Source organism: Salinibacterium sp. G-O1, assembly GCF_030063305.1.
Classification (GTDB): domain Bacteria; phylum Actinomycetota; class Actinomycetes; order Actinomycetales; family Microbacteriaceae; genus Rhodoglobus.
The window spans coordinates 1,024,813-1,046,914 of sequence record NZ_JASISV010000002.1; the positions used below are offsets into that span (position 1 = coordinate 1,024,813).

At 66.7% G+C, this 22,102-nt stretch carries 27 protein-coding genes; 11 read left to right on the forward strand and 16 right to left on the reverse strand.

Annotation, left to right across the window (positions count from 1 at the left end; all coding sequences use genetic code 11):
* Nucleotides 1–4: 4 nt before the first annotated feature.
* Together uraH and QMG83_RS11395 are read right to left on the reverse strand one after the other, a co-directional pair.
* Complete coding sequence (gene uraH, locus QMG83_RS11390) at nt 5–328, reverse strand: hydroxyisourate hydrolase (RefSeq protein WP_283505474.1); 324 nt, start codon at nt 326–328, stop codon at nt 5–7.
* Nucleotides 325–807, reverse strand: coding sequence for a 2-oxo-4-hydroxy-4-carboxy-5-ureidoimidazoline decarboxylase (locus QMG83_RS11395; RefSeq protein WP_283505475.1), 483 nt, complete (start codon nt 805–807; stop codon nt 325–327). The genes uraH and QMG83_RS11395 overlap by 4 nt, the downstream gene beginning before the upstream one ends.
* Before the next feature lie 19 nt (nt 808–826).
* Here QMG83_RS11395 and QMG83_RS11400 point away from each other — a divergent pair, with 19 nt between their 5' ends.
* Entirely contained in the window at nt 827–1,384 is a 558-nt protein-coding gene (locus QMG83_RS11400; protein ID WP_283505476.1) for a nucleotidyltransferase family protein, read from the forward strand.
* Here the strand turns inward: QMG83_RS11400 and QMG83_RS11405 are convergent.
* Together QMG83_RS11405 and QMG83_RS11410 are read right to left on the reverse strand one after the other, a co-directional pair.
* On the reverse strand, nt 1,381–2,613 hold the full coding sequence (locus tag QMG83_RS11405; protein WP_283505477.1) for an allantoate amidohydrolase: 1,233 nt from the start codon (nt 2,611–2,613) through the stop codon (nt 1,381–1,383). The genes QMG83_RS11400 and QMG83_RS11405 overlap by 4 nt on opposite strands.
* Nucleotides 2,603–3,820: a pyridoxal-phosphate-dependent aminotransferase family protein gene (locus QMG83_RS11410; protein WP_283505478.1), complete on the reverse strand. Its 1,218-nt coding sequence runs from the start codon at nt 3,818–3,820 to the stop codon at nt 2,603–2,605. Before QMG83_RS11410 ends, QMG83_RS11405 begins: the two co-directional genes overlap by 11 nt.
* Before the next feature lie 119 nt (nt 3,821–3,939).
* On the opposite strand from QMG83_RS11410, the gene QMG83_RS11415 reads away from it, so the two are divergent.
* Complete coding sequence (locus tag QMG83_RS11415) at nt 3,940–4,617, forward strand: GNAT family N-acetyltransferase (RefSeq protein WP_283505479.1); 678 nt, start codon at nt 3,940–3,942, stop codon at nt 4,615–4,617.
* Nucleotides 4,618–4,623: 6 nt separating this feature from the next.
* Here QMG83_RS11415 and QMG83_RS11420 read toward each other — a convergent pair whose 3' ends face one another.
* On the reverse strand, nt 4,624–6,144 hold the full coding sequence (locus QMG83_RS11420; protein WP_283505480.1) for an AtzH-like domain-containing protein: 1,521 nt from the start codon (nt 6,142–6,144) through the stop codon (nt 4,624–4,626).
* Nucleotides 6,137–7,213: an acetamidase/formamidase family protein gene (locus QMG83_RS11425; RefSeq protein WP_283505481.1), complete on the reverse strand. Its 1,077-nt coding sequence runs from the start codon at nt 7,211–7,213 to the stop codon at nt 6,137–6,139. The genes QMG83_RS11420 and QMG83_RS11425 overlap by 8 nt, the downstream gene beginning before the upstream one ends.
* 52 nt (nt 7,214–7,265) lie before the next feature.
* On the opposite strand from QMG83_RS11425, the gene QMG83_RS11430 reads away from it, so the two are divergent.
* The gene (locus tag QMG83_RS11430) at nt 7,266–7,961 is read left to right on the forward strand and encodes a YoaK family protein (RefSeq protein ID WP_283505482.1); all 696 of its coding nucleotides are present in this window, start codon (nt 7,266–7,268) and stop codon (nt 7,959–7,961) included.
* A gap of 184 nt (nt 7,962–8,145) precedes the next feature.
* On the opposite strand, the gene QMG83_RS11435 is transcribed toward QMG83_RS11430, so the two are convergent.
* From QMG83_RS11435 to QMG83_RS11450, 4 genes are read right to left on the reverse strand one after another with little or no spacing between them, the layout of a single operon-like run.
* Nucleotides 8,146–8,868: an ATP-binding cassette domain-containing protein gene (locus tag QMG83_RS11435; protein WP_283505483.1), complete on the reverse strand. Its 723-nt coding sequence runs from the start codon at nt 8,866–8,868 to the stop codon at nt 8,146–8,148.
* On the reverse strand, nt 8,865–9,680 hold the full coding sequence (locus tag QMG83_RS11440) for an ABC transporter permease (protein WP_283505484.1): 816 nt from the start codon (nt 9,678–9,680) through the stop codon (nt 8,865–8,867). Before QMG83_RS11440 ends, QMG83_RS11435 begins: the two co-directional genes overlap by 4 nt.
* A complete protein-coding gene (gene modA / locus QMG83_RS11445; RefSeq protein WP_283505485.1) occupies nt 9,649–10,428 on the reverse strand; it encodes a molybdate ABC transporter substrate-binding protein in 780 nt (259 codons plus the stop codon). Before modA ends, QMG83_RS11440 begins: the two co-directional genes overlap by 32 nt.
* Nucleotides 10,425–10,844, reverse strand: coding sequence for a TOBE domain-containing protein (locus QMG83_RS11450; RefSeq protein WP_283505486.1), 420 nt, complete (start codon nt 10,842–10,844; stop codon nt 10,425–10,427). Before QMG83_RS11450 ends, modA begins: the two co-directional genes overlap by 4 nt.
* Nucleotides 10,845–10,940: 96 nt before the next feature.
* On the opposite strand from QMG83_RS11450, the gene QMG83_RS11455 reads away from it, so the two are divergent.
* From QMG83_RS11455 to QMG83_RS11475, 5 genes are read left to right on the forward strand one after another with little or no spacing between them, the layout of a single operon-like run.
* Nucleotides 10,941–12,008 carry a ThiF family adenylyltransferase gene (locus QMG83_RS11455; protein WP_283505487.1) on the forward strand — a complete coding sequence of 356 codons (1,068 nt, stop codon included), beginning with the start codon at nt 10,941–10,943 and terminating at the stop codon, nt 12,006–12,008.
* Nucleotides 12,008–13,195: a molybdopterin molybdotransferase MoeA gene (locus QMG83_RS11460; protein ID WP_283505488.1), complete on the forward strand. Its 1,188-nt coding sequence runs from the start codon at nt 12,008–12,010 to the stop codon at nt 13,193–13,195. The genes QMG83_RS11455 and QMG83_RS11460 overlap by 1 nt, the downstream gene beginning before the upstream one ends.
* Entirely contained in the window at nt 13,192–14,142 is a 951-nt protein-coding gene (moaCB, locus tag QMG83_RS11465; RefSeq protein WP_349357877.1) for a bifunctional molybdenum cofactor biosynthesis protein MoaC/MoaB, read from the forward strand. The genes QMG83_RS11460 and moaCB overlap by 4 nt, the downstream gene beginning before the upstream one ends.
* Nucleotides 14,135–14,548, forward strand: coding sequence for a molybdenum cofactor biosynthesis protein MoaE (locus QMG83_RS11470; RefSeq protein ID WP_283505490.1), 414 nt, complete (start codon nt 14,135–14,137; stop codon nt 14,546–14,548). The genes moaCB and QMG83_RS11470 overlap by 8 nt, the downstream gene beginning before the upstream one ends.
* Before the next feature lie 10 nt (nt 14,549–14,558).
* Nucleotides 14,559–15,008 carry a nitroreductase family deazaflavin-dependent oxidoreductase gene (locus tag QMG83_RS11475; protein ID WP_283505491.1) on the forward strand — a complete coding sequence of 150 codons (450 nt, stop codon included), beginning with the start codon at nt 14,559–14,561 and terminating at the stop codon, nt 15,006–15,008.
* 6 nt (nt 15,009–15,014) lie between these two features.
* Here the strand turns inward: QMG83_RS11475 and QMG83_RS11480 are convergent, their stop codons facing one another.
* A complete protein-coding gene (locus QMG83_RS11480) occupies nt 15,015–15,257 on the reverse strand; it encodes a MoaD/ThiS family protein (protein WP_283505492.1) in 243 nt (80 codons plus the stop codon).
* Nucleotides 15,250–16,329 carry a GTP 3',8-cyclase MoaA gene (gene moaA / locus QMG83_RS11485; RefSeq protein ID WP_283505493.1) on the reverse strand — a complete coding sequence of 360 codons (1,080 nt, stop codon included), beginning with the start codon at nt 16,327–16,329 and terminating at the stop codon, nt 15,250–15,252. Before moaA ends, QMG83_RS11480 begins: the two co-directional genes overlap by 8 nt.
* Nucleotides 16,330–16,389: 60 nt before the next feature.
* Here moaA and QMG83_RS11490 point away from each other — a divergent pair, with 60 nt between their 5' ends.
* Nucleotides 16,390–16,983, forward strand: coding sequence for a molybdopterin-dependent oxidoreductase (locus QMG83_RS11490; protein ID WP_283505494.1), 594 nt, complete (start codon nt 16,390–16,392; stop codon nt 16,981–16,983).
* Entirely contained in the window at nt 16,984–17,700 is a 717-nt protein-coding gene (locus tag QMG83_RS11495) for a ferredoxin reductase (RefSeq protein ID WP_283505495.1), read from the forward strand. It abuts the gene before it with no gap.
* Here the strand turns inward: QMG83_RS11495 and QMG83_RS11500 are convergent.
* Entirely contained in the window at nt 17,697–18,329 is a 633-nt protein-coding gene (locus QMG83_RS11500) for a Pr6Pr family membrane protein (protein ID WP_283505496.1), read from the reverse strand. The genes QMG83_RS11495 and QMG83_RS11500 overlap by 4 nt on opposite strands.
* A 50-nt stretch (nt 18,330–18,379) precedes the next feature.
* Nucleotides 18,380–18,805: a hypothetical protein gene (locus QMG83_RS11505; RefSeq protein ID WP_283505497.1), complete on the reverse strand. Its 426-nt coding sequence runs from the start codon at nt 18,803–18,805 to the stop codon at nt 18,380–18,382.
* Between the two features lie 127 nt (nt 18,806–18,932).
* Between QMG83_RS11505 and QMG83_RS11510 the strand changes: the two genes are divergently transcribed.
* Complete coding sequence (locus tag QMG83_RS11510) at nt 18,933–20,297, forward strand: amidohydrolase family protein (protein ID WP_283505498.1); 1,365 nt, start codon at nt 18,933–18,935, stop codon at nt 20,295–20,297.
* A 232-nt stretch (nt 20,298–20,529) separates the two neighbouring features.
* On the opposite strand, the gene ilvC is transcribed toward QMG83_RS11510, so the two are convergent.
* Both ilvC and ilvN read right to left on the reverse strand, forming a co-directional pair.
* Nucleotides 20,530–21,558 carry a ketol-acid reductoisomerase gene (ilvC, locus tag QMG83_RS11515; protein WP_283505499.1) on the reverse strand — a complete coding sequence of 343 codons (1,029 nt, stop codon included), beginning with the start codon at nt 21,556–21,558 and terminating at the stop codon, nt 20,530–20,532.
* A gap of 33 nt (nt 21,559–21,591) precedes the next feature.
* Nucleotides 21,592–22,098 (reverse strand): acetolactate synthase small subunit, encoded by a 507-nt coding sequence (ilvN, locus tag QMG83_RS11520; RefSeq protein ID WP_283505500.1) that lies wholly within the window; start codon nt 22,096–22,098, stop codon nt 21,592–21,594.
* Between the last annotated feature and the right edge of the window lie 4 nt (nt 22,099–22,102).

Sequence of the window (22,102 nt, forward strand, 5' to 3'; positions counted from 1 at the left end):
CCCTCTAGCTGCCGCGGTAGGTGGAGTACGCGAACGGGCTGAGAAGCAGCGGCACGTGGTAATGCGCTGCGTCGGTCACGATGAAGTCGACGGTGACCCTGGGGTAGAACGATCGCCGGCTCGTGCGGGTGAAATAGGGTCCGGTCTCGAACTCGAGCCGGTAGTCGCCCGCCGGCAGTTTTTCCTCGCCCAGCTCGGCGACGCGGCCATCGGCGTCGGTCACTCCCGAGGCAATGACTTCCCCGGTAGGGCCGGCCAGAGCCACCAGAATGCCGGCGGCGGGCACACCGAGACCCGAATCTAGTACGTGAGTAGTTACGTGGCTCATGCCGTGGCCTCCTCGCCGAACAGTTTCCTCAGCCTGAGCAACGCGATGTCGCGCAGCTGTTCCCCCACTACCTGCAGTTCGGTCGCCGCATCCAGTGTCAGGCGGCGATTGAGCTCGTCGAGGATTTCGGATCGGGTGCGACCTGCTGCCCTGATGATGAACACTCGACCGAACGCCTGCTCGTATGCGGCGTTGCCTGCCGCGAGTTCGTCGGCCAATTCCGACGCGTCGCCCTGCTCGGCTCGGCTGAAGGTCTGCGCAGCGCCTGAGCCTGTGAGCTTTTCGCCGATGCGCGGGTGATGCGCGATGGCCTGGTCGATCTCCTCGGCGGCCAGCGGCGTCGCCTCGGCATAGGCGACGAGCAGCAGCTCGTCGAGATTTTCGAAGGGGGCGTTGGAGGCGACGTCGTCAACCCAGCGCGGCACGGCGAGACTGGCCTTGAGGCCAGCACGCAGGTCGGCGTCCGTCGCATCAATCATCGTGTGTATAACTGTACCGATGACAGTGGCACAGAGACCCGATGTGACGGGCATCGTTTTGGCCGCTGGAGCGGGAACTCGCGCCGGTGTGCCCAAGGCGCTGCTGCGGCATCCCTCCGGTGAGCCGTGGCTGCAGATCGCCGCGCGGGTGCTTCGTGCCGGCGGGTGTTCCCGGGTCGTCGTGGTTCTCGGTGCCCGGGCGCAGGAGGCTCGATTGCTCGCGCCGAGCGACGCCGAGGTTGTGGTGGCACGGCGCTGGCAGCAGGGGATGTCTGAGTCGCTGCGTGCGGGGTTTGCCGCAGCCTCGGGAGACGCAGCCCTGGTGACGCTGGTCGACCTCCCCACGCTCCCCGCATCAGTGGTGCGGCGCGTACTGGACGGCGCGGGCGGCCTGCGCCGGACGGTCGTTCACGGACAGCCGGCTCATCCCGTCTACTTCTCGGCAGGCCACTGGATGCCCGCAGCCAGCAGCCTCGAGGCAGACACCGGCGCACGGCGCTACCTGGCGGCGCATGATGTGACCGAGATCGAGTGCGGCGACCTGTGGGACGGCGTGGACTACGACCTGGGAAACTAACCAGCCCTGGTTGCCAGAGTTCGCACCGCGGCCTCGAAGGCGGTCAGTGCAGCCGCGACATCCCGGGCCGTCACCGACTCGTCGGGATGATGACTCACCCCGCCCTTGCAGCGCAGGAACAGCATGGCGATCGGGGTCACCGCGACGATGGCGACACCGTCATGGCCTGCTCGACTCCACATAGCCATGGGCTCGTCGTCGCCGGTGGCCCGAATTCCGGCCTCGAAAGCCGAACGCAGGTCGAGGTCGCAGACGACGGCATCGGCACGGTAGAACTCGTGCCGATGGAATTCCAGTCTGCGCCGGTCGGCGATCGCCCTTCCAGCTTCGTCGATGATCCTGAGCGCTTCGTCACGGTCATCGTCGAACTCCGCGCGCAGGTCGAGGCTGAATTCGACCAGCCCGGGGATCACGTTCACGCCGCCGGGATGCACCTCGAGCTTGCCCACGGTGCCCACGACGCCACGTTCGCGTGACAACCGCTCGACCTCGACCACGAGTTCACTCGCACCCACCAGCGCGTCCTGGCGGCGTTCGAACGGTGTGCCGCCGGCATGACCGGCCTTGCCGACCATCCTCAGTTCCAGCCGCCTGGCAGCGGCAATGGATGTCACGACCCCGAGTTCGCGCCCCGCGTCCTCGAGGATCGGGCCCTGTTCGATGTGCACCTCGAGATAGCCGATGAGCTCCTCGGGGCGGCGAAATGCGCCGGGGAGTCTCGCCGGATCCAGCCCGAAGTCCTGAAACGCCTCGAAGAGGGTGATGCCGTCGTCGTCGGTCAGGTTCCACCACTCGTCGTCCCAGGTGCCTGCGACCGCCCGGCTTCCGAGCAGCGCTGTGCCAAACCTGGTGCCCTCCTCATCGCTGAAGGCGACGAGTTCGAGGGCGAATGGCAGCGTGCCGGGCTCGATACGGGCGGCAACCGAGATGGCGAGCAGCACCCCGAGCATCCCGTCATAGCGGCCGGCGTCCGGCACCGTGTCGATGTGCGATCCGAGCAGCAGGGCGGGAAGGTCGGGCTCGCGGCCCTCCATCCGGCCGCACTGATTGCCGGCGGCGTCCTGCCAGGTCTTCAGACCGGCTTCAGACATCCACCCCGCAATGAGTTCGTTTGCGGCCGCATGTTGCGGGCTGAGGTGCACGCGCTTGAGAAAATCGGGTTCGCTCGACAGAGCTGCGAGTTCATCACAGCGGTCCAGGATCAGCCGGGCTGCGGCGTCAGTGACCATAGGAATCCAATGCTGCGCCCACTCCACTGCCTGCCGTGACCGTCATTCCGCCGCGGCGCAGCATCTGCTCGAGCGCTGCCAACGTCGTCAGCACCGTGTCGCGGCGAGCGTTGTACCCCATGGTGCCGATGCGCCAGACCTTGCCCGCGAGTGGGCCGAACGACGTGCCGATCTCGATTCCGTAGTCGGTGAGCATCGTCGAGCGTGCACCATCCGGGTCGATGCCGTCGGGCACGAACACGCCGACCACGTTGTTCATGCGCACCGACTGGTCGCCAAAGAGTTTCAGGCCGAGACCGGTGAGCCCCGCCGCCATCGCGGAACCGTGAATCCTGTGCCGCTCGACCGCCTGGGGCATGCCCTCGATAACGAGCAGTCGCGCGCACTCACGTGCCGCGTACAGCATGCTGGTGGCCTCGGTGTGGTGGTTGAGACGCTTGGGGCCCCAGTAGTCGAGAATCTGGCTGAGATCGAAGTAGTTGCTGCGAATCGGATGCGCGCTGACGGCGTCCCCCTCGGAGCGGATGCCCGCCTCGACACTCTTGCGGCTGTTGATGACCTCGACTGCGCGGGCCGAGAGCGTAATGGGTGAACTTCCGGAAGGACCAGCGAGGCATTTCTGCAGGCCGGAGGTGACGGCATCCAGCCCCCAGCCGTCGGTCTCGAAGGTGTTACCGGCGAGCGAGGCCGTCACATCGCTGTAGAAGAGCACTCCGTGTTTCTCACAGATCGGGCCGATCTCGTCAAGGGGCTGCACCAGGGTCGTCGAGGTGTCTCCGTGGACGATTCCGAGCAGCACGGGCTTGTGCTGCACGATGGCAGCCTCGATCTCCGCCGCCGTGAAGACGGTGCCCCACTCTCGCTCGATCACGCGAACGTCCGCCTGGCAGCGTTCGGCAATCTCGCGCAGGAGGTGTCCGAAGCGTCCAAAGACCGGGATCAGCACAACATCGCCGGGCCGAATCAGGCTCACAAAGGCAGCTTCGATTCCGGCCCTCGATGTGCCATCCACGACGAGAGTGGCCTCATTCGTGGTGGAAAACACGTCGCGATACAGCGCCATGGTCTCGTTCATATACCCCGTCATGGCCGGGTCATACTGGCCAACCAACTGCGCAGACATCGCTCTCAACACCCGCGGATCTGCGTTGATCGGGCCCGGCCCCATCAGCAGACGAGGTGGCGGATTGATCGGCTCGAGTGACATATCACCATGGTACGGAAATCGTGTCACGGGCATGTTTCGGCGCAGCGGTGGATCCCGAGGCTGTCTCATGTTCATGCGTTCATATCGAATTCATAGAATTGTTACCTACGATGAATTCAATGATCTTCAATCTGAGTCGTCCGGCCAGCGAAAGCGTGGGCAGCGACACGCCCATGTCTGGCCGAGTTCGGCGCCGTCTTTCTGTGCTCGGACTGCGCACCCCGCGACTGTTGCGCGGTCCGCGGGTCGACTCTCCGCTCGACTCCCCGACCATTCGCACCGAACGCCTCGTCATTCGCCCGCACAGCCTCTCGGATGCCGACGCGTGGTACCAGATCCAGTCTGATCCGGGCGTTATCCGCTTTCTCTCGTGGCCGCTGCGCGACCCCGCAGAGTCACTCCAGCATCTGAAAGACCGCACCAGTCACACGCGACTAGCTCAGGCAGACGACCTGCTTGCACTAGCGATCGAGCACGACGGTCAACTCGTCGGCGACCTGTCGGTGCACCTTCGCACCGTGCATCCCGATTTCCGGTCCGCCGAGATCGGCTGGATCCTTTCGTCGGCCCACGGCGGTTCCGGTCTTGCCTCCGAAGCCGTCCACGCCGTGATTGACATGCTGTTTACCCAGCTGGATGTGAAGTGGATGTTCGCCCTGGTTGACACGCGAAACGATAAGTCACTGGCGCTCGCGTCGCGACTCGGGTTCACCGAGGTGGTCCGCGACGGGGCAATCCTCACCATGATGCTGACGAAAGACACCGTCGCCGACGCGAAGCGCCACAACAACTCCTGAGCGCGCTCAGCCGGACGGCGTCAGGCCCTCCGCGACGTCGATCAGCGCAAGGTCCCCGAAGCGCGGCCCGACGAGACACAGTCCAACCGGAGCATCGAGCAGCGAACCTGGCTGATGCACGCCCATCAACGGCACGCTGAGGGCAGGCCGGCCGGTCAGCCCGGCGACGCAGGTCAGTCGCAAGGTCCCCTGGCGTGTGCGTTCGATGAGCTCGGCATCTGCATTCACCGACGGGGCGACGGATGAGGCCGACGGCAGCAGCAGCACCCGGTCACCAAGCGCAGCCTCAAGCCGCGTTCTGGCGGCACCCAACGCCTTGCGACCGGCGGATTCCTGCTCGGGCGTGATGGTGGACGCAAACGCGAAGCGCCCCGCGACGTCCTCGCCCAGCGCGCCGGGATGGGCCTCGATCCACGCCCCGTGGGTGCGCCAGGCCTCCGCCGCCTGCACTGTGCGGAACGTGAGGAAGAGCTCATCGATGTCGCCGAGGTCGACGTCCTCGGTCGACAGCCCGGCAACGAGCGCATCGAAGGCCGCAGCGACCGCCGGCTCCGCATACGCCGCGAGGGCGGGAGCGACCACAAACCGTTGCTCAACCGCGCGCTGCAGGGTCGTGTCGAGGGTCGACTCGGCGGCGGTGCGCATGGTTGCCGCGTTTCGCGTGAGCCACCCGACCGTGTCGAAGGTCGGCGCGAGCGCCACGAGGCGGTCCATGCTGACCGACCCATGGGTCGTTCGAAGACCCCACAGTCCCTGGTACGACGCCGGGACCCTGATCGACCCTGCGGTGTCCGTGCCGAGTCCGATCGACGCCTGCCCGGTGGCGACGGCCGACGCGGGTCCGCTCGACGAGCCGCCGGGAACAGCCCCGAGCACGGCTGCGTTGGGCGGGGTGCCATAGTGCGGGTTGCGGCCTGCAATCGAGTACGCAAACTCATCGGTCTGCGAAATTCCGGTGATGGACGCCCCCGCCGCGAGCAACGCAGCCACGGCGGGCGACGTTGCCGTCGCGATCTCGCTCTCCGCGAGATAGGTGGGGATGCCCGCCCCGACCGGAAAGCCCTCGACGTCGTACAGGTCTTTCACCGCCACTGTTTCACCGGAAAGCACCCCCGCGGCGATCCCGGCCACGAGCGGTGTGCCGACAGTTCGCCAGATCGACCTGTTCACGGCTGGCGCGGGGAGTGCCACGTGCGCGGCAGCGACCACCCACGATCCTTCTTCGAATCGCCACAGCTGCGTCTGCTGGCCCCGACCGCCGGTGAGCGGCGCCGTGATCGCGATGACGAGCGCCGCGTCATCCGAGATATGGACGATTTCGACATGCAGGATGTTTCGTGCCGGGGCTCCCCCACGTCCCTGACGGAACTCCGAGATCGCGTCGTGCCCGATGAGAATGCCAGCGGCATCGCCGCGGATCGTGTCAGCGCCACGAGCGAACAGCTGGTCGAGAGCCCGAAGATCATTGCCCATCAGTGCCCGCTCGTACTGCCAGAACGCGAGAAGCAATTGGTCGTGATCAGGCAAAATCGGCCTTCCGGATGCGGGCGTGCACTCCCTTGACGAGGTCGACCACCTGGGAGATGTTGAAATCGGTGGCGGCGCTGAGGTAGGCGTAGGCGTGGGCAGCATCCATGCCGTAGCGGGCGCGGAGAAGGGCGATCGCCGCCCGCACGCAGTCCTGCATGGCAATGTCCAAATCTTCGTTCATGCCGGTGGGAATCAAGAATTCCTGTGTCTCGGCGAGCGGTCCGACGAGCTCACCGAACTCCGTCACGGCATCCTCGTGGGCGACCACCTCGAACCGAATGGTGGCGCGCAACGATGCCTCCATCGCCGTCAGCGCGACCTCGCCGTCGCCCTGCGCGAAGTGCGGGTCACCGACGTAGGCGAGCGCGCCATCCACCTGCACCGGCAGATAGAGGGAGGCACCCACCGTCAGCATGTTGATGTCGATGTTGCCGCCGTGGGCGCCGGGCGGCACCGAGTGCGGGCGCTCGTTCCCGGCGACGGCCACACCCATGATCCCGAGAAACGGATGCAGTTCAAACCGCACATCGTGCGCGCCGCCGAACACCCTCGGCATCGTGCCATGGTCGCCGTCGACAGCCGCGAACACGCTGACCAGGTCGCCGGACTCGGGATATTCGCCGGGCAGGGCGCCGCGGCCATGGCGGTTCGAGATGATGCCGTACGGCACCCGCGGAAGAGTCTCGAGCACGGTCATCCTGAGCAGATCGCCCTGGCGCGCGCCGCTGACATGGATCGGGCCCGAGATGACGTGGGGGCCGCCGCCCGCGCGATCGTAGCCGGAGGCGGCGAGCCTGGCCGCATCATCCAGAACGTCGGCAACGCCGAAGCCGCCGAAGAACGCGCGCGGATCGCGCCCCTGGTCCTCCATGATGCCTTCGTGGCTGATCGTGTCGATCGTGACCTCGGTTCCCGAGTCGATCGTGAGCACGGCCGAATCGGCGGCGCAGGGCAGCCTCCCCCACAGCACATCTGCCGGGTCGGCAGGCAGGTAGGTGTCAGCGCGAATCGGCCCGAGGCCGGATTGCAGGGCATCCATGGTCACAACAGCCCCCATCGGTTCCATTAGTGTCTAAACACTAGCGACAGTGGGGTCGCCCAGACCCCAAGGAGAAATCGTGATCACTCGGATGCGCCGAAACCCGGCCGGCCTTCACCTCGCTCTCATGCTCGCACTGACGTTTTCGACGGGTGTGATCGACGCCGTCGGATACCTCGGCCTCGACCGCGTCTTCACCGGGAACATGACCGGAAACGTCGTCATCCTCGGAATGGCTCTGACCGGCGCCAACGATCTGCCCATCGTCGGCCCGATCATCGCGCTCGTGCTGTTCATGACCGGGGCCGCGGTGTCTGGTCGCACGCTTCGGCACGAATCCGCGGGCTGGCACAACCGGTCGACGGCGCTGTTCTCCGTCGTCGGGCTCGTGCTGGTGGCCGCCGCCGTGCCGATGCTCATCGATTCCGATCCCGCCGAACCGATCAAGCTTTCCGTTACCGGCGCGCTCGGCCTCGCGATGGGCCTGCAGGCTGGCGCCGCCAGGCACATCGGAGTGAAGGATGTCACCACCGTCGTCGTCACATCGACCATCGTCGGGCTCGCCTACGACTCTGTCTTCGCCGGACGGAGCAAGGGTCATCCGTGGCCGCGCCGCGTGCTCGCGATAGCGCTGATCGGCGTCGGAGCCGCCGTCGGTGCGCTCCTGCTGCAGGTCAGCATCTCTGCCGGCATCCTGGTCGCCGCGGGCATCACGCTTCTGGTCGCACTGGTCGGCCACCTCGGCCGCCCGGCTCCCGCGGCCGCCGCCGAGTAGCCGCGGCCTCCCGGCCACCGCCCTCTCCCGATCTCCCCCGGCTTCCGCCCCTCCCCCTCCTCCTCCTCCGCGCTTCCCCCCTTCCGAAATGACGGAGTTCGCACCCCTTGGCCCAGGCATCCACTGGGCTGGGTAGCCGCGGAATGGGCCAGGATCCGTCATTTCGGAAGGTGGGTGGGCGGCCCTAGTCGTCGGACCAGCTCGCGACCAGCCTGGAGACGTATGACGTCGCCGGCGCCTGGACCAGCTCGCGGACCGTCGCCCGCTGGGTCGCGCGCCCACGCTCGATGACGACGACATCGTCGGCGAGCGCGACGACGTCGTCGAAGAGATGCGTGACGACGATCGTCGGTCCGCCCCAGTCGTGGATGAAGCGCCCGAGCTCGCCGCGCACCTCCTCGCGCACCTCGACGTCGAGTGCGGCGAGCGGCTCGTCGAGCAGCAGCAGTTCCGGATTGCTCGCCAGTGCGCGGCCGAGCGCCACACGCTGCGCCTGACCGCCCGAGAGCTGCGGAGGGCGGGTTGACGCGAGATCCGCGATGCCGAGCCGGTCGAGCCACTGCACAGACTGTGAGCGCGCGGCGGCGCGGGGTATGCCGGATGATCGTGGCCCAAAGGCGACGTTCTCGAGCACGCTCAGGTGCGGGAAGAGCAGGTAGTCCTGGAACACCACCCCGATGCGGCGGTGCTCGGTCTCGACGTGGGTGGACTCGTCGTCGAGCACGCGACCGTTTACCACGACTGACCCGGAGTCGAGGTCGATGGTTCCGGCGAGCAGGCCCAGCGCCGTCGACTTCCCGGCGCCGTTCGGCCCGAGCAGCGCCAGAGTGCGGCCGGCGGTGACCGCGAGGTCGAGGTCGAGGGTGAAGGCTCCGCGCGCGAGCCTGAGCGCTGCGGCGACGCTCATGCCGTCACCCCCGGCACCCATCGGTCGCGCAGGCTCACCAGGGCGGTCGCGGAGATGACCATCAGCACGAGCGAGAGGGCGATCGCGGCATCCGGGTCGGTCTGCAGTTGCAGGTAGGTGGCGATCGGAAGCGTCTGGGTGACGCCGGGGAAGCTGCCGGCGAAGGTGATGGTCGCGCCGAATTCTCCCAGCGCGCGACAGAAGCAGAGCAGCGCGCCGGCGGCAACACCCGGCGCGACGAGCGGCAGCGTGATGCGACGAAATACCGTGAACCTTGACGCGCCGAGGGTGGCGGCGGCCACCTCGAACCTGCGATCCGATGCCCGCAACGCACCATCCACCGCCAGCACGAGGAACGGCATCGCGACGAACACCTGCGCGATCACCACGGCCGCGGTGGTGAAGGGAAGTTGGAACGGCAGGAATTGCCCGATCAGCCCGTTGCGCCCCAGCAACAGCAGCAGCGCGACGCCTCCCACGACGGGCGGCAGCACGAGCGGAACGGTCACGAGGGCGCGAAGCAAGCGCCTCGGTACCGCGGGCCACTGGTCAGACCTGGCGAGCACGAGCGCCAGCGGGATGCCCAGCACCAACGAGATCGCCGTCGACAGCAGCGCGGTTCCGAGCGACAGCCCGAGCGCCGACGCAACCGTGGGCTGACGCAGCAACTCCGGCAGCTGGGCCCACGGCGCGCGGACGACGAGTGCCATGAGCGGCAACCCAAGCAGTGCCAGCGCCAGCCCGGCGGGAATCCACAGGGCTGGGGACAGAAAGCTCCGTCTACTGCTGCGGCGCGCCGAAGCCTGCATCATCAAGGATCTTCCTTCCCGCTGGCGAGAGCACGTAGGCGACGAAGGCCGTCGCCGCAGCATTCCGGGTGGATGCCGCGAGCCGAGCTATCGGATAGACGCTGACCGCGGCGGCGGCCCCGGCGAACTCGATCCCGTCGACCCGATCCCCCGCGGCGCGCACGTCAGTCGCATAGACGAGCCCGGCATCGACCTCCCCGAGTTCGACTTTCGTCAGAACCGCCTTGACGTCCTGCTCCAGGGTGTCTGGCTCCGGTGCGATCCCGGCGGCGGCGAACGCGGCCATGGCTGCCGCCCCACAGGGCACCTCGGCGGCGCACAGGGCGATGCTGAGCTCCGGCCGCGTGAAGTCGGCGAGTCCGGCAACGCCTCCGGGATTGCCCGGGGGCACCGCGATCTCGAGGGTGTTCGTGGCGAATGCCGTCGGCTCGCCCTCGGTAAGTCCAGCCTCGACGACGGTCGTCATCGTGGCGGCACTGGCGGCGGCGAACACGTCGACCGGTGCCCCCTCGACGATCTGGGCGGCGAGCGCCGAGCTGCCGCCGAAGTTGAACGTAACGGTCACGTCAGGGTGTTCTGTGGTGAACGCGTCGGCGATAGTGCCAAAGGTGTCGGTGAGGGATGCCGCGGCCGACACGGTCACGGTGCCGGCGAGTGTGTCCGTGGTCGTCGTTGCCACCCCGGGCGCGGGTGCCGCGCATCCGCTCAGGAGTACCGCTACGGCGACGAACGCCGGCGCGGCGCGTCTCACGGGTGAGCTTCCGGAGTCTCGACCACGACGTTCGTCGCCTTCACACTCGCGGTGGCGAGGGTGCCGGGTTCGAGTTCGAGTTCGTCGGCGGCCTCGCGGCTCATGAGCGACACGATCCTGAACGGCCCTGCCTGCAGTTCGACCTGAGCCATCACGGTGTCTTTGACAACCTTCGTGACGATTCCCGTGATCCGGTTGCGTGCCGATGCCTTCGAGGTGGGGAAGGCTGCGGAGAGCGCAGATTCGGCGGCCAGCTCCTGGGCGAGTCCGGCGAGCTCGCGTCCGTCGACGAACGACCGTCCGTTGGGGCCGCTGACGAGGGTGAGGCGTCCGCCGTCCGCCCAGCGGCGCACGGTGTCGTCGCTGACCCCGAGAAGCGCAGCAGCTTCGCTGACCTTGAACTGTGTCGCCGCCATGGGGATCTCTTTCCGTATTCGCGTTCAGATCATGCTATCCGAACCGCGAATACGGTTTCATGCGCAGGTGCGATTCGCAGGCGCGAGAATGTACCCGTGGATCTTCGCTACTCGCGCCAACTCGCGCTCCCCGGCTTCGGAGCCGACGAGCAGGCCAGGCTTGCGGCATCCAGAGTTCTCGTCGTCGGCGCTGGCGGCCTCGGCAGCAGCGTGATCCCCTCCCTCGCCGCGGCGGGCGTCGGAACAATCGGGATCATCGACGACGACACGGTCGAACTCAGCAACCTTCATCGGCAACTGATGCATTCCGTGGCCGACATCGGGCACAGCAAAGTGAGCTCAGCGGCGGCCAGCGTCGCAGACCTGAACCCGGCAACGATCGTCGTGGCACTGAACGAGCGGCTGACGAGCGTCACCGCGCCTGAGCTGTTCGCGGACTACGACCTCGTGCTTGACGGCAGCGATAACTTCGCCACCAGATATCTGGTGAGCGACGCGGCGACCCTCGCCGGAATTCCGGTGGTCTGGGGCTCGGTGTCGCAATACGGCGGTCAGGCAAGCGTCGCACCGCCGGGCGGCCCCGGCTATCGCGACCTCTTTCCCGTGCCGCCGTCGCCCGGCGCAGTTCTCTCGTGCGAGGTCGGCGGCGTGATGCCGACGGTGGTTGCCCTAATCGGTTCGATCATGTCGACGGAAGCGATCAAACTCATCACCGGCATCGGCAGGCCCCTGGTCGGCCGGGTGACGATCGTGGATGCGCTCACGGGTTCGTTTCGCGAACTGTCGTTCGAGAAAGACCCGACGGCGGAGCCCATCACTGCCCTCATCGACTATGACGCGTTCTGCGGGGCGTCCGATTCGGGCGGCACCGCTGCGTCTGAGCTCATGACCCGGCGCGACGACTTCACACTGCTCGACGTGCGTGAGCCGTGGGAGGTCGAGCTGGTGTCACTGCCTGGGGCGATTCCGATTCCGCTCGGCAGCCTGCCCGTCCGTCTGGGCGAGCTCGATCCGGCGAAACCCGTGGTCGCGTACTGCCACCACGGGGTGCGGTCGGCCGCAGCCCGCGACATCCTCACCGCCGCCGGCTTCGACGCCAGCCACCTCGCCGGCGGCATCGACTCCTGGGCGCTCGAGAACGATCCAGACATGCTGCGCTACTGATGGGCCATCGGAGCGTTGCCGAGCACGCTGAGCACATCGCCGCGATGCTCGAACCGACCCTCGCCGCGCGCATCGAGACCGTGGCACTCGACGACGCGTTCGGCCGGGTGACGGCCGCCGAGGTGCTCTCGCCGGTCGACCTTCCGCTGTTCCGTAACTCCCAGATGGATGGATTCGCGGTGCTCACCACCGACCTCGCGACGCTGCCCGCGACCCTCCCCATCGCCGGTGAGATCGCGGCGAGGCCGGGTGATCCGCTGCCGTTGCTGCCGGGATCCGCGGTGCGCATCATGACCGGCGGAGTCGTGCCCGCGGGGGCCGATGCCGTGGTTCCGGTCGAGGACACCACCGTCGACGGCTCCACCGTGACGATCACCCGCGCACGTTCCACTGGTGAGTACGTGCGCGACCAGGGCAGCGACCTTCGCCGTGGCGACCGGCTTCTGCCGCTTGGGCTCAGGCTCGGCTCGCGCCATCTGGCGGCGCTTGCCGCCGCCGGGCTCACCTCGGTCGACGTGGTCGCCAGAGTGCGGGTGGCGGTCATCACCACCGGCTCCGAGCTGATCCAGCCCGGCGACATTCCCGTGCTGGGGCAGGTGTTCGATTCCAACGCCACCGCGCTGGCTGCCGCGGTGCGGGCCACGGGTGCTGTGGTCGCCTTCCGTGCCCACGTGCTCGACGACCACGAGGCCATGCTGCGCGCGCTGACCGAGGCCGCCGCGACGGCTGATGTGATCATCACCTCCGGCGGCATCTCGATGGGCGACTACGAGGTGGTGCGCGAGACTTTGGAACCGAGAGGCGCCGAGGTGGGCCATGTGGCGATGCAGCCCGGCGGCCCCCAGGCCACCGCGACCTTCGACGGCGTCCCGGTGATCTGCTTCCCCGGCAACCCCGTGAGCACGCAGATCTCGTTCGAGGTGTTTGTGGCACCGCTGTTGCGCGAGGCTTCCGGGGTCGCGGCCGCCGTGCGGCGGCGTCGCACGATGACGGTCGGCACCGCGTCCATCGCCGGCAAGCGCCAATTTCTGCGTGGAGCGGCGGTGGGTGGCGACGGGGTGACCCTGGTCGCCGGGCCCAGCTCACACCTTGTCGCCGGGCTGGCGGCATCCGATCTGCTGATCGTCGTGCCGGAAGACGTCATCGAAATTGCCGTCGACGATTCCGTGGAAACATGGGAACTATGACCGACTCCCCCGCACGTCTCAGCCATCTCGACGGCGACGGGCGCGCGCGCATGGTCGACGTGAGCGATAAGGCCATCACCAAACGCACAGCCACCGCGACCGGTCGTTTCTTGAGCACAGCAGAGGTGCTGTCGCTGGTGAGGGCGGATGACCTCCCGAAGGCCGACGTTTTGGCCACAGCCCGCATCGCCGGCATCCAGGGCGCCAAGCGCACGAGCGAGCTGATCCCGCTGTGCCACCAGCTCGCGCTGAGCTCGGTCACCATCGACTTCTACCTCGACGACACCTCGATCGACATCACCGCCACAGCGACGACGACCGGCAAGACCGGTGTCGAGATGGAAGCGCTCACCGCTGTGGCGATCGCGGGCCTCACCCTTCACGACATGACGAAGGCCGTCGACCCCTTTTCGGTTCTCGGTGAGATCAAGCTTGCCTCGAAAACCGGAGGCAAGAGCCGCGGTACCGTGCGCCCCCTCACCGCCGCCGTGATCGTCGCGTCGACCGGTGGCGCCGCTGGCACCCGCGAAGATACGACGGGTCCGCACATCGCCCGCTGGCTGGGCGAGCGCGGCTGGACAGTGGATGCCACGACCATCGTCGCCGATGCGGATGTCGCCGCCGAACTGGCCAGGATCGTCGCCACCGCCCCCGCCGTCATCATCACCACCGGGGGCACGGGCATGAGCCCCACCGATCAGACGCCGGAGGCCACGCGGGCGCTGCTCACCCGGGAGCTTCCCGGAGTTGCGGAATCGATCAGGGCCCGTGGCCTCCCGCACACCCCGAAGGCCGCGCTCAGCCGCGGCCTCGCCGGCACCGCCGGAGACACCGTGATCGTGAACCTGCCCGGCTCGACCGGCGGCGTGAAAGACGGGCTGGCCGTGCTCGACGAGCTGCTCGACCACCTCGTCGCGCAGGTGGCCGGGGGCGGCGCCCATGAGTGACGTTCTGGCGGTGATCACCGACGAGCCACTCGACCAGGACCGGTTCGAGGCGTTCGTGCTCGACAGCGCAAACGGGGCGATCGTGACCTTCCGCGGCATCGTGCGCGACCACGATCACGGTCAGTCGGTTTCCGGGCTCGACTACCAGTCCCACCCCGACGCGCAGCGGTTCCTCGAGGAGTGCTGCACAGCGGTGGCCAGCGAGTCAGGGCTGCGGGTCGCGGCGGGCCATCGCACGGGATCGCTCACCGTCGGGGATGTCGCGCTCGTGGCATCCGTCGCCGCACCGCACCGCGCGGAGGCCTTCGCCGCCTGCGAGAAGCTCGTCGAGTCGATCAAGCTCTCCGTGCCGATCTGGAAGCGGCAACACCTCGCCGACGGCGCCACGGAGTGGGTCGGGCTGTAGCGTTACCCGCATGCCCCGCACCTCGGCCGCCCCATCCTCGGGCGCCATGAACGCCATGAACCGCATCCACCGCGCCCTCATCCGGCTGACGCGTGGGCGGGTGGGCTGGCACCTCAGCGGGATGCCCATGCTCGAGCTCACGACGACCGGGCGCACGTCGGGCGAGCCGAGGTCGACCATGCTGAGTTCACCGTTGCAACCGGGCGGAAGCTATGTCGTGGTGGCCTCCCGCGGTGGCGACGACAAGCATCCGGCCTGGTACCTCAACCTGGTGGCTAACCCGGCCGTCGAGGTCGACTATCAGGGCGGCGGGAAGCAGAAGCGCCTTGCGCGGGTGGCAACCGCGACCGAACGCGCCGAGCTGTGGAGCGTAGTTACGGCTGACCACAAGAACTACGCCCAGTACCAGTCACGGACAGACCGACAGATTCCGCTGGTATTCCTCGACCCGGTCGGGTAGCTGCGCTCAGCCGCCCGCGAACGGCGGCAAAACGTCGACCCGAGCGCCGACGGCGCGCGAATCGTCGCGGCTCACCACTCCGTCGACGAGGAACGATCCCGCCGCGAGCACTCTCGCCATGGCGTCTCCGTAGCGCTCGACCAGCAGCGACCGCAGTTCACCGACGGTGGATGCCACCGGCAACTGCTCCTCGTCGCATCCCGCGGCCTCCGCGGCCGCCGCGAAGTACCTCACGGTCACCTCAGCCACCGATCGCTCCCATGCTGCGCTGGGGCCGTACAAAATCGGCACGCTCCATGCCGTGACCCTTTTGCTTGCCCCACATCGCCGCCCGCCACCACTCAGCGATGGTGGCATCCGTCGATCCGTCGCGAAGCAGTGCCCGCAGGTCGGTCTCGTCGTCGCCGAACAGGCACGAGCGAACCGTGCCCTCTGCGGTCACGCGGGTGCGGTCGCAGGCCGCGCAGAAGCTGCGGGTGACCGAGGCAATGATGCCTACCGTGGCAGGGCCGCCGTTGTAGGTGTGCCCGGCGACGAGCCACTCTTCTGCCGGGTCCGACGGGTCGACCCGGTGTGGCTGTGTCAGGGTGAATCGGGCGCCGAGCACGTCGAGCAACTCGGCAGCGTCGACCATGTTGTCGCGCGCCCAGGCCTCGTCGGCGTCGAGCGGCATCTGTTCGATGAACCGCAGCCTCGCCTCATTGGCCAGCGACCATTCGAGCAGGTCGGCAGCACCACCGAGGGTGTCACGCATCAGCACGGCGTTGATCTTCAGCGGCGCGATTCCCGCCCGTTTCGCGGCTTCGATGCCGGCAAACACTGCGGGCAGCCGGTCGCGGCGGGTGAGCCGGGCGAAATGATCGCGATCCACGGTGTCCAGCGAGATGTTGAGCCTGGTCAACCCCGCCGCCACGAGTTCGTCGACGCGCTTATCGAGCCCGATCCCGTTGGTCGTCATCGAGATGGATGCCCCACCGGCGACCGCGGAACTCAACCCGATGATCTCCACGAGGTCCGCGCGCATCAGCGGCTCACCACCGGTGAACCGGATGTCGTGCACTCCGAGGTCGCGCACGGCGATGCCGACCAGCCGCGCGATCTCGACGGGAGTGAGCAGGTCGTTGCGGGCGATGGCGGGAAGACCCGCCTCCGGCATGCAGTACGTGCAGCGCAGCGAGCATTTCTCCGTGACCGAGATGCGGAGGTCGCGGGCGGTGCGTCCGTGCTGATCGATCAGCCCCGAGGCATCCGGTCGCCCCTCGGTCGTCGGCAACGAGGCGGGGTCGCGTCGAATCGCAGGGAGGCCGAGCGACAGGGTCATCCTGCAAGCCTACGCGTGCGGGCCTGAGCGTTCGGGCCTGAGCGTTCGGTATTCTGAAGCATGGCCATTTTCTCCCGCGGTTTCACGGGTCGTCCCCGTGAGGCGCAACCCGACCTTCCCCCTGGTCAATTTCTTACCGAAGACTTTCCCGTGCTCTCCGCCGGGCCCACCCCCACGATCGCGCAGGCCGACTGGTCGTTCACGATCAAGACGGAGCTCGGCGCGACGCACTCGTGGTCATGGGATGAACTCCATGCGCTTCCGATCGAAGATGTGCACACCGACATCCACTGCGTCACCCGGTGGTCGAAGCTGGCCACGAACTGGCGCGGTGTGTCGCTCGACACCCTGTTCGCCGGCGTCGAGTCGAGCTACGACTACGTGATGGTGCACGCGACCGGTGGCTACACCACCAACCTGCCGCTCGAAGACCTTCTCGACGGCAAGGCCTGGATCGCCACCGAGTTCGAGGGCGAGCCGCTCGAGCCGGATCACGGCGGCCCTGCACGCATGATCGTGCCGCACCTCTACTTCTGGAAGAGCACGAAATGGGTGCGCGGCATCACGATGCAGCGCAACGACTCCCCCGGATTCTGGGAGCAGAACGGCTATCACACCTACGGCAATCCGTGGCGTGAAGAGCGATACAGCTAGGTGAGCTATCGCGACTGGCTGGTCGGCACCGTGGTGTCGACAACGCAGCAGACCCCCAATGCGAAGAGCATCGTTCTGGATGTGCCGGGCTGGCATGGCAGCGCCGCCGGCCAGCATGTCGACGTGCGGCTCACCGCGCCCGACGGCTACAGCGCGGTTCGGGCGTACTCACTCGCCTCGACCGGCCCCGGCCACCAGGTCGAGCTCGCTGTCGACCTGATCGACGACGGTGAGGTGTCTCCCTATCTCGTCGAGGAGCTCCGCGCGGGCGACCAGCTTGAGTTTCGTGGCCCCATCGGCCGCTGGTTCGTGTGGAAACCGGAACAGACCGCGCCGGTGCAGTTGATCGCCGGCGGGTCAGGGGTCGTGCCGCTGCTGGCAATGATTCGTGCACACACTGCCGCTGCGAGCACGGTCCCCATGCGTCTGCTGTACTCGGTTCGCTCCCCCGCAGACCGTTTCTTCGCCGAGGAATTGGCGGCGACCACCAATGTCGATATCACCCTCGTTTATACGAGAGAGGCACCGGACGGCTGGCCAGCAGCGCCCGGTCGCGTCACGAGAGACGTCATTGCCGCAGCCACCACCCCCGCGAGCGAGAACCCGGCCGTGTTCGTGTGCGGGCCCACCGGTTTCGTGGAGGCCGTCGCCACCTCGCTTGTTGAGCTCGGGCACGATCCTGTCGCCGTCAAGACAGAGCGTTTCGGCGGCAGCTAGCGAATCCGGCGCCTGCTGTAGGCAATGCAGAGCGCCGCGATGCCCAGGATGAACACCGTCAATCCGAGGATGTATGCCACGACGCTGCCCCAGCCTGCGGTGGCCGGATCGATGAACGGGTACGGGTAGGTGGTGGGAGCGAAGCCCCCACGCACGAGGGTGAAGGCCAGCCAGAGCACCGGATACACCACGGGCACCCCGAGCGCCGCCCACGGCAGCGCCGGTCTTCCCGGGGAGATCAACCAGTCGAGGGCGATGAAGATCGGCACCCAGACGTGCAGCACTTCGTTGGGCCATTGCAGCCCCTGAAAGCCCTCGTAGGGAACGTTGCGCAGCAGCAGGTTGTAGACGCCAGCGGTCACGATGGCGTACGCGACGGTCGACATCCTGATCGAGGTGTACAGCACCGTGTCGTAGCGGTACCGCAGCGCCATCGCTCCCCCGACCAACAACACGACGATGTTGATGAGGCCAGACTGGATCGTGAAGTAGCTGAAGTATTCTGTCGGATCGAAGGCGTTGTTCAGCACCCGATCAGCGATCTGGATGCTGATCGTGACGAGTACGAAGAGCCCGACGGCGAGCCTGATGAGCCCGAGCGCCCTGCGGCCGGATTGAACTTTTTTCACGGTAGTTATTCGGAGCCACCACTGATCACGATGGCTCTCTTTTCTTCTGGTCAGGCGACCAGGTGAAATACTCTCTCGTCCCGGTTGGCGTTGGCGGTTCCGAGCGTCTCGAGCCTGCGCGCGACCTTCATGCACCGGGCGACGAATCGAGCCTGACGTGCGTTGAGGTGCCAGGAACTTCCCGCCTCAGAGAAGCTGATCCACACGACGGGGCGCGCACCGGCATCGACGACCAGCCTGTCGCTGCACGCGGGCGCCTTGAGCCAGGTGTTCCCGTCAAGGCGGGCGATGGCCTCGTCCACGTACACGCTGTAGCCGAACTCGTACGCCTGCTCCGCCGTCCAGCCGAGCACCGCCTCGATGGCGCTCGGTTCGAGGGTCGACATCAGCAGGCAGAAGGCGTCCGATAGGGCGAGGTGCTCGCGCCGATCGAGGTCGAGGATGATGTCGTCGGCGGTGATTTCGGTAATGTCCATGTCGCGCTCCCGGATCAGGTGGAACTGTTGTTATCAAAAGAGACTGCATTTCGTGGCAGCTATGACGCGATGATCGAGACTTTTTTCAGGAAATACGCCAGACATATTTATTGTGCAGAATCTGAACATGCTGCTCGTTAAGAACGCCAGACTCATTCCGATCGCCACCGATGGACCTGATGTAGTCGACGAGGGGTGGATGATCGTCACCGACGACGGTCGAATCGACTCTGTGGGCTCCGGAACACCGCCTCGGGTCGAGGGGGCCGAGGTTCTGGATGTGGCCGGCGCCTTCGTAGCACCCGGCTTCGTGTCATCCCACAGTCACCTCTTCACGAGCGGACTACGAGGGCTTGGCGTCGACGCGACCCTTTACGGCTGGTGCGACTCGATGCTGGGCTTCACCGCCAACACAAGCGCCGAGAACATCTATTGGTCGAGCCTTCACGGCTCGCTCGACTTCCTTTCCAACGGCGTGACGAGCGCCTTCGACTTCACCGACCCGCGCTTGAGTTGGGTTCCGATGATCGACGGCGTGCGCAGCGGCAACGGTGTGCTGCGCGACATCGATTACGTGCTGCGCCAGGCTGACGCGAAGGCCGACAGCGGCATTCGCTATATCAACGCTGTGGGCATGGATGTCACTGTCGGCAGCGACGACGAGATCTTCGAGCGCCTCGCCGCCGCTGTCGCCCACGATGCCGGAGCTGACCCGTTGCGCATGCTCGGGTCGGCCGTCTTCGGCGCGGTGCAGTGGTCGCCGCGCCGCGACGCCGCTGAGCTCGAGGTCGAGGCGATGCGCCGGTTCGGCATCATCAACCAAGCCCACTTCCTTGAGACGCGCGAGGAGGTCGACCTGCAGCGCTCCAAGTTCGAGTGGTACGCGGAGGCGGACGCGCTCGGGCCGTCGCTGGTGTTCGGCCACTTCATCCAGACCACCCCCGAGATCATCGACAGGGCCGCAGCCGCCGGCAGCGGTATGTCGTGGCAACCCGCCTCCAACGGACGCCTGGCCTCGGGAATCGCCGACCTGCCCAGGATGCGCGAGAGAGGCATGACGATCGGCGTCGGCCTCGACGACCAGGCCTGCACCGACGTCTCGGACCCGTGGCAGAACATGCGCATCGGCATTTTCCAGCAGCGCGCGGCGACCGGCGACCCCAACGCGATGTCTCCCGCCGACATGCTCAGGATGCACACCCTCGGCTCAGCGCAGGTGCTCGGCATCGCCGATCGCGTGGGCAGCCTCGAGCCGGGCAAGTTCGCCGACTTTGTCGTGGTCGACCCGCGCTCCCCCGATATGGGACCGCTGTGGCATCCGATCGACAACTATGTGCTCTCGTCGAGCCTGCGCAACCTCAAGCAGGTCTACGTGGGTGGTGTGCTTGTTAGCGAGAACGGCGTATCGACGAACCCGCTCGCGGCCGAGGCGAGCGCGAAGATTCACGAGCAGCTGCCCGCCGTCGCGGCTCAGCACGGATGGCCCGCCTGACGGTTCCCGTTTTCACAACGTATGGCGCGGCGCCATACGTTGCCGTCAGCCACCCCATCCCCTTCCGAAATGACGGAGATTCGGCCCGGAATGGCCAGAAAACCCATCAAAAGCGCCCGTTTCGGTCGCGATCTCCGTCATTTCGGAAGCAGCGCGGCAGGCGGAGCGCGCCCGCCGGCAACGCAAGAACGGCCCCGATCCGAAGATCGGGGCCGTTCTCAACTACGGGAGACTAGCGAGCGGCTGAGCCCTCGGTGTATCCCTCGTCGGTCTGCTTCCACGCGAAGAGCGAGCGCAGCTTCTGGCCGGTCGCCTCAATCGGGTGGGCTGCACCCTTGGCGCGCAGGTCAAGGAACTCCGGTGCTCCGGAATCCTGGTCAGCGATGAAACGCTCGGCGAACGCACCGGACTGGATGTCGGCGAGAACGGCCTTCATGTTCTCCTTCACCGACGGGTCGATGACGCGCGGGCCTGAAACGTAGTCGCCGTACTCGGCGGTGTCTGAGACGCTCCAGCGCTGCTTGGCGATGCCACCCTCCCACATGAGGTCGACGATGAGCTTGAGCTCGTGCAGCACCTCGAAGTAGGCGATCTCGGGCTGGTAGCCAGCCTCGATGAGGGTCTCGAAGCCGTACATGACGAGCTGCGAGGTTCCGCCACACAGCACGGCCTGCTCACCGAACAGGTCGGTCTCGGTCTCTTCGGTGAAGGTCGTCTTGATGACGCCGGCGCGGGTTCCGCCGATGGCCTTCGCGTAGGCGAGGGCGATGTCCCAGGCCTGGCCTGACGCGTCGCGCTCGACGGCGATGATGTCCGGGATGCCACGGCCGGCGACGAACTCGCGACGCACGGTGTGTCCCGGAGCCTTCGGGGCGATCAGGATGACGTCGACGCCCTCAGGAGCGTCGATGTAGCCGAAGCGGATGTTGAAGCCGTGCGCGAACGCGAGGGTCTTGCCCGCGGTCAGCTTGCCCTTGATGCTGTCGTTGTAGATCGAGCGCTGGTGCTGGTCCGGCGCCAGGATCATGATGAGGTCTGCCCACTCGGTGGCATCCGCGACGCTGAGAACCTCGAAGCCGTCCTCCTGAGCCTTGGTCGTGGACTTTGAGCCGTCCTTGAGCGCAATCTTGACCTCGACACCGGAGTCGCGGAGGTTCTGTGCGTGAGCGTGCCCCTGCGAGCCGTAGCCAACGATGGCCACCTTCTTGCCCTGGATGAGGGAGAGGTCGGCGTCCTGGTCATAGAGAAGTTCTGCAGCCACTTTTTTATCCTTCTGTTTCGGTGAATGAATCGTTTAGTTTTTGAAGACGCGTTCGGTGATGCTCTTGCCGCCACGGCCGATCGCGAGGAGCCCGCTCTGCGCGATCTCCTTGATGCCGTAGGGCTCGAGCACACGCAGGAACGCCTGGATCTTGCCGGAGTCGCCGGTCGTCTCGATCACGAGAGCGTCTGTGGCGACATCCACCACTCGCGCCCTGAACAGGTTCACGGCTTCGAGCACCTGCGACCTGGTCGTGTTGTCGACGCGCACCTTGATGAGCAGGTGCTCCCTGGTGACGGATGTCTCGGGGTCGAGTTCGACGATCTTGATCACGTTGATCAGCTTGTTGAGCTGCTTGGTGACCTGCTCGAGCGGAAGCTCCTCGACATCCACCACAACGGTGATGCGCGACAACCCCTCGATCTCGCTCTTGCCCACCGCGAGAGACTCGATGTTGAAACCGCGGCGTGCGAACAGTCCGGCGACACGGGTCAACAGGCCCGGCTTGTCTTCGACGAGCAGTGACAGTACGTGACTCATATCT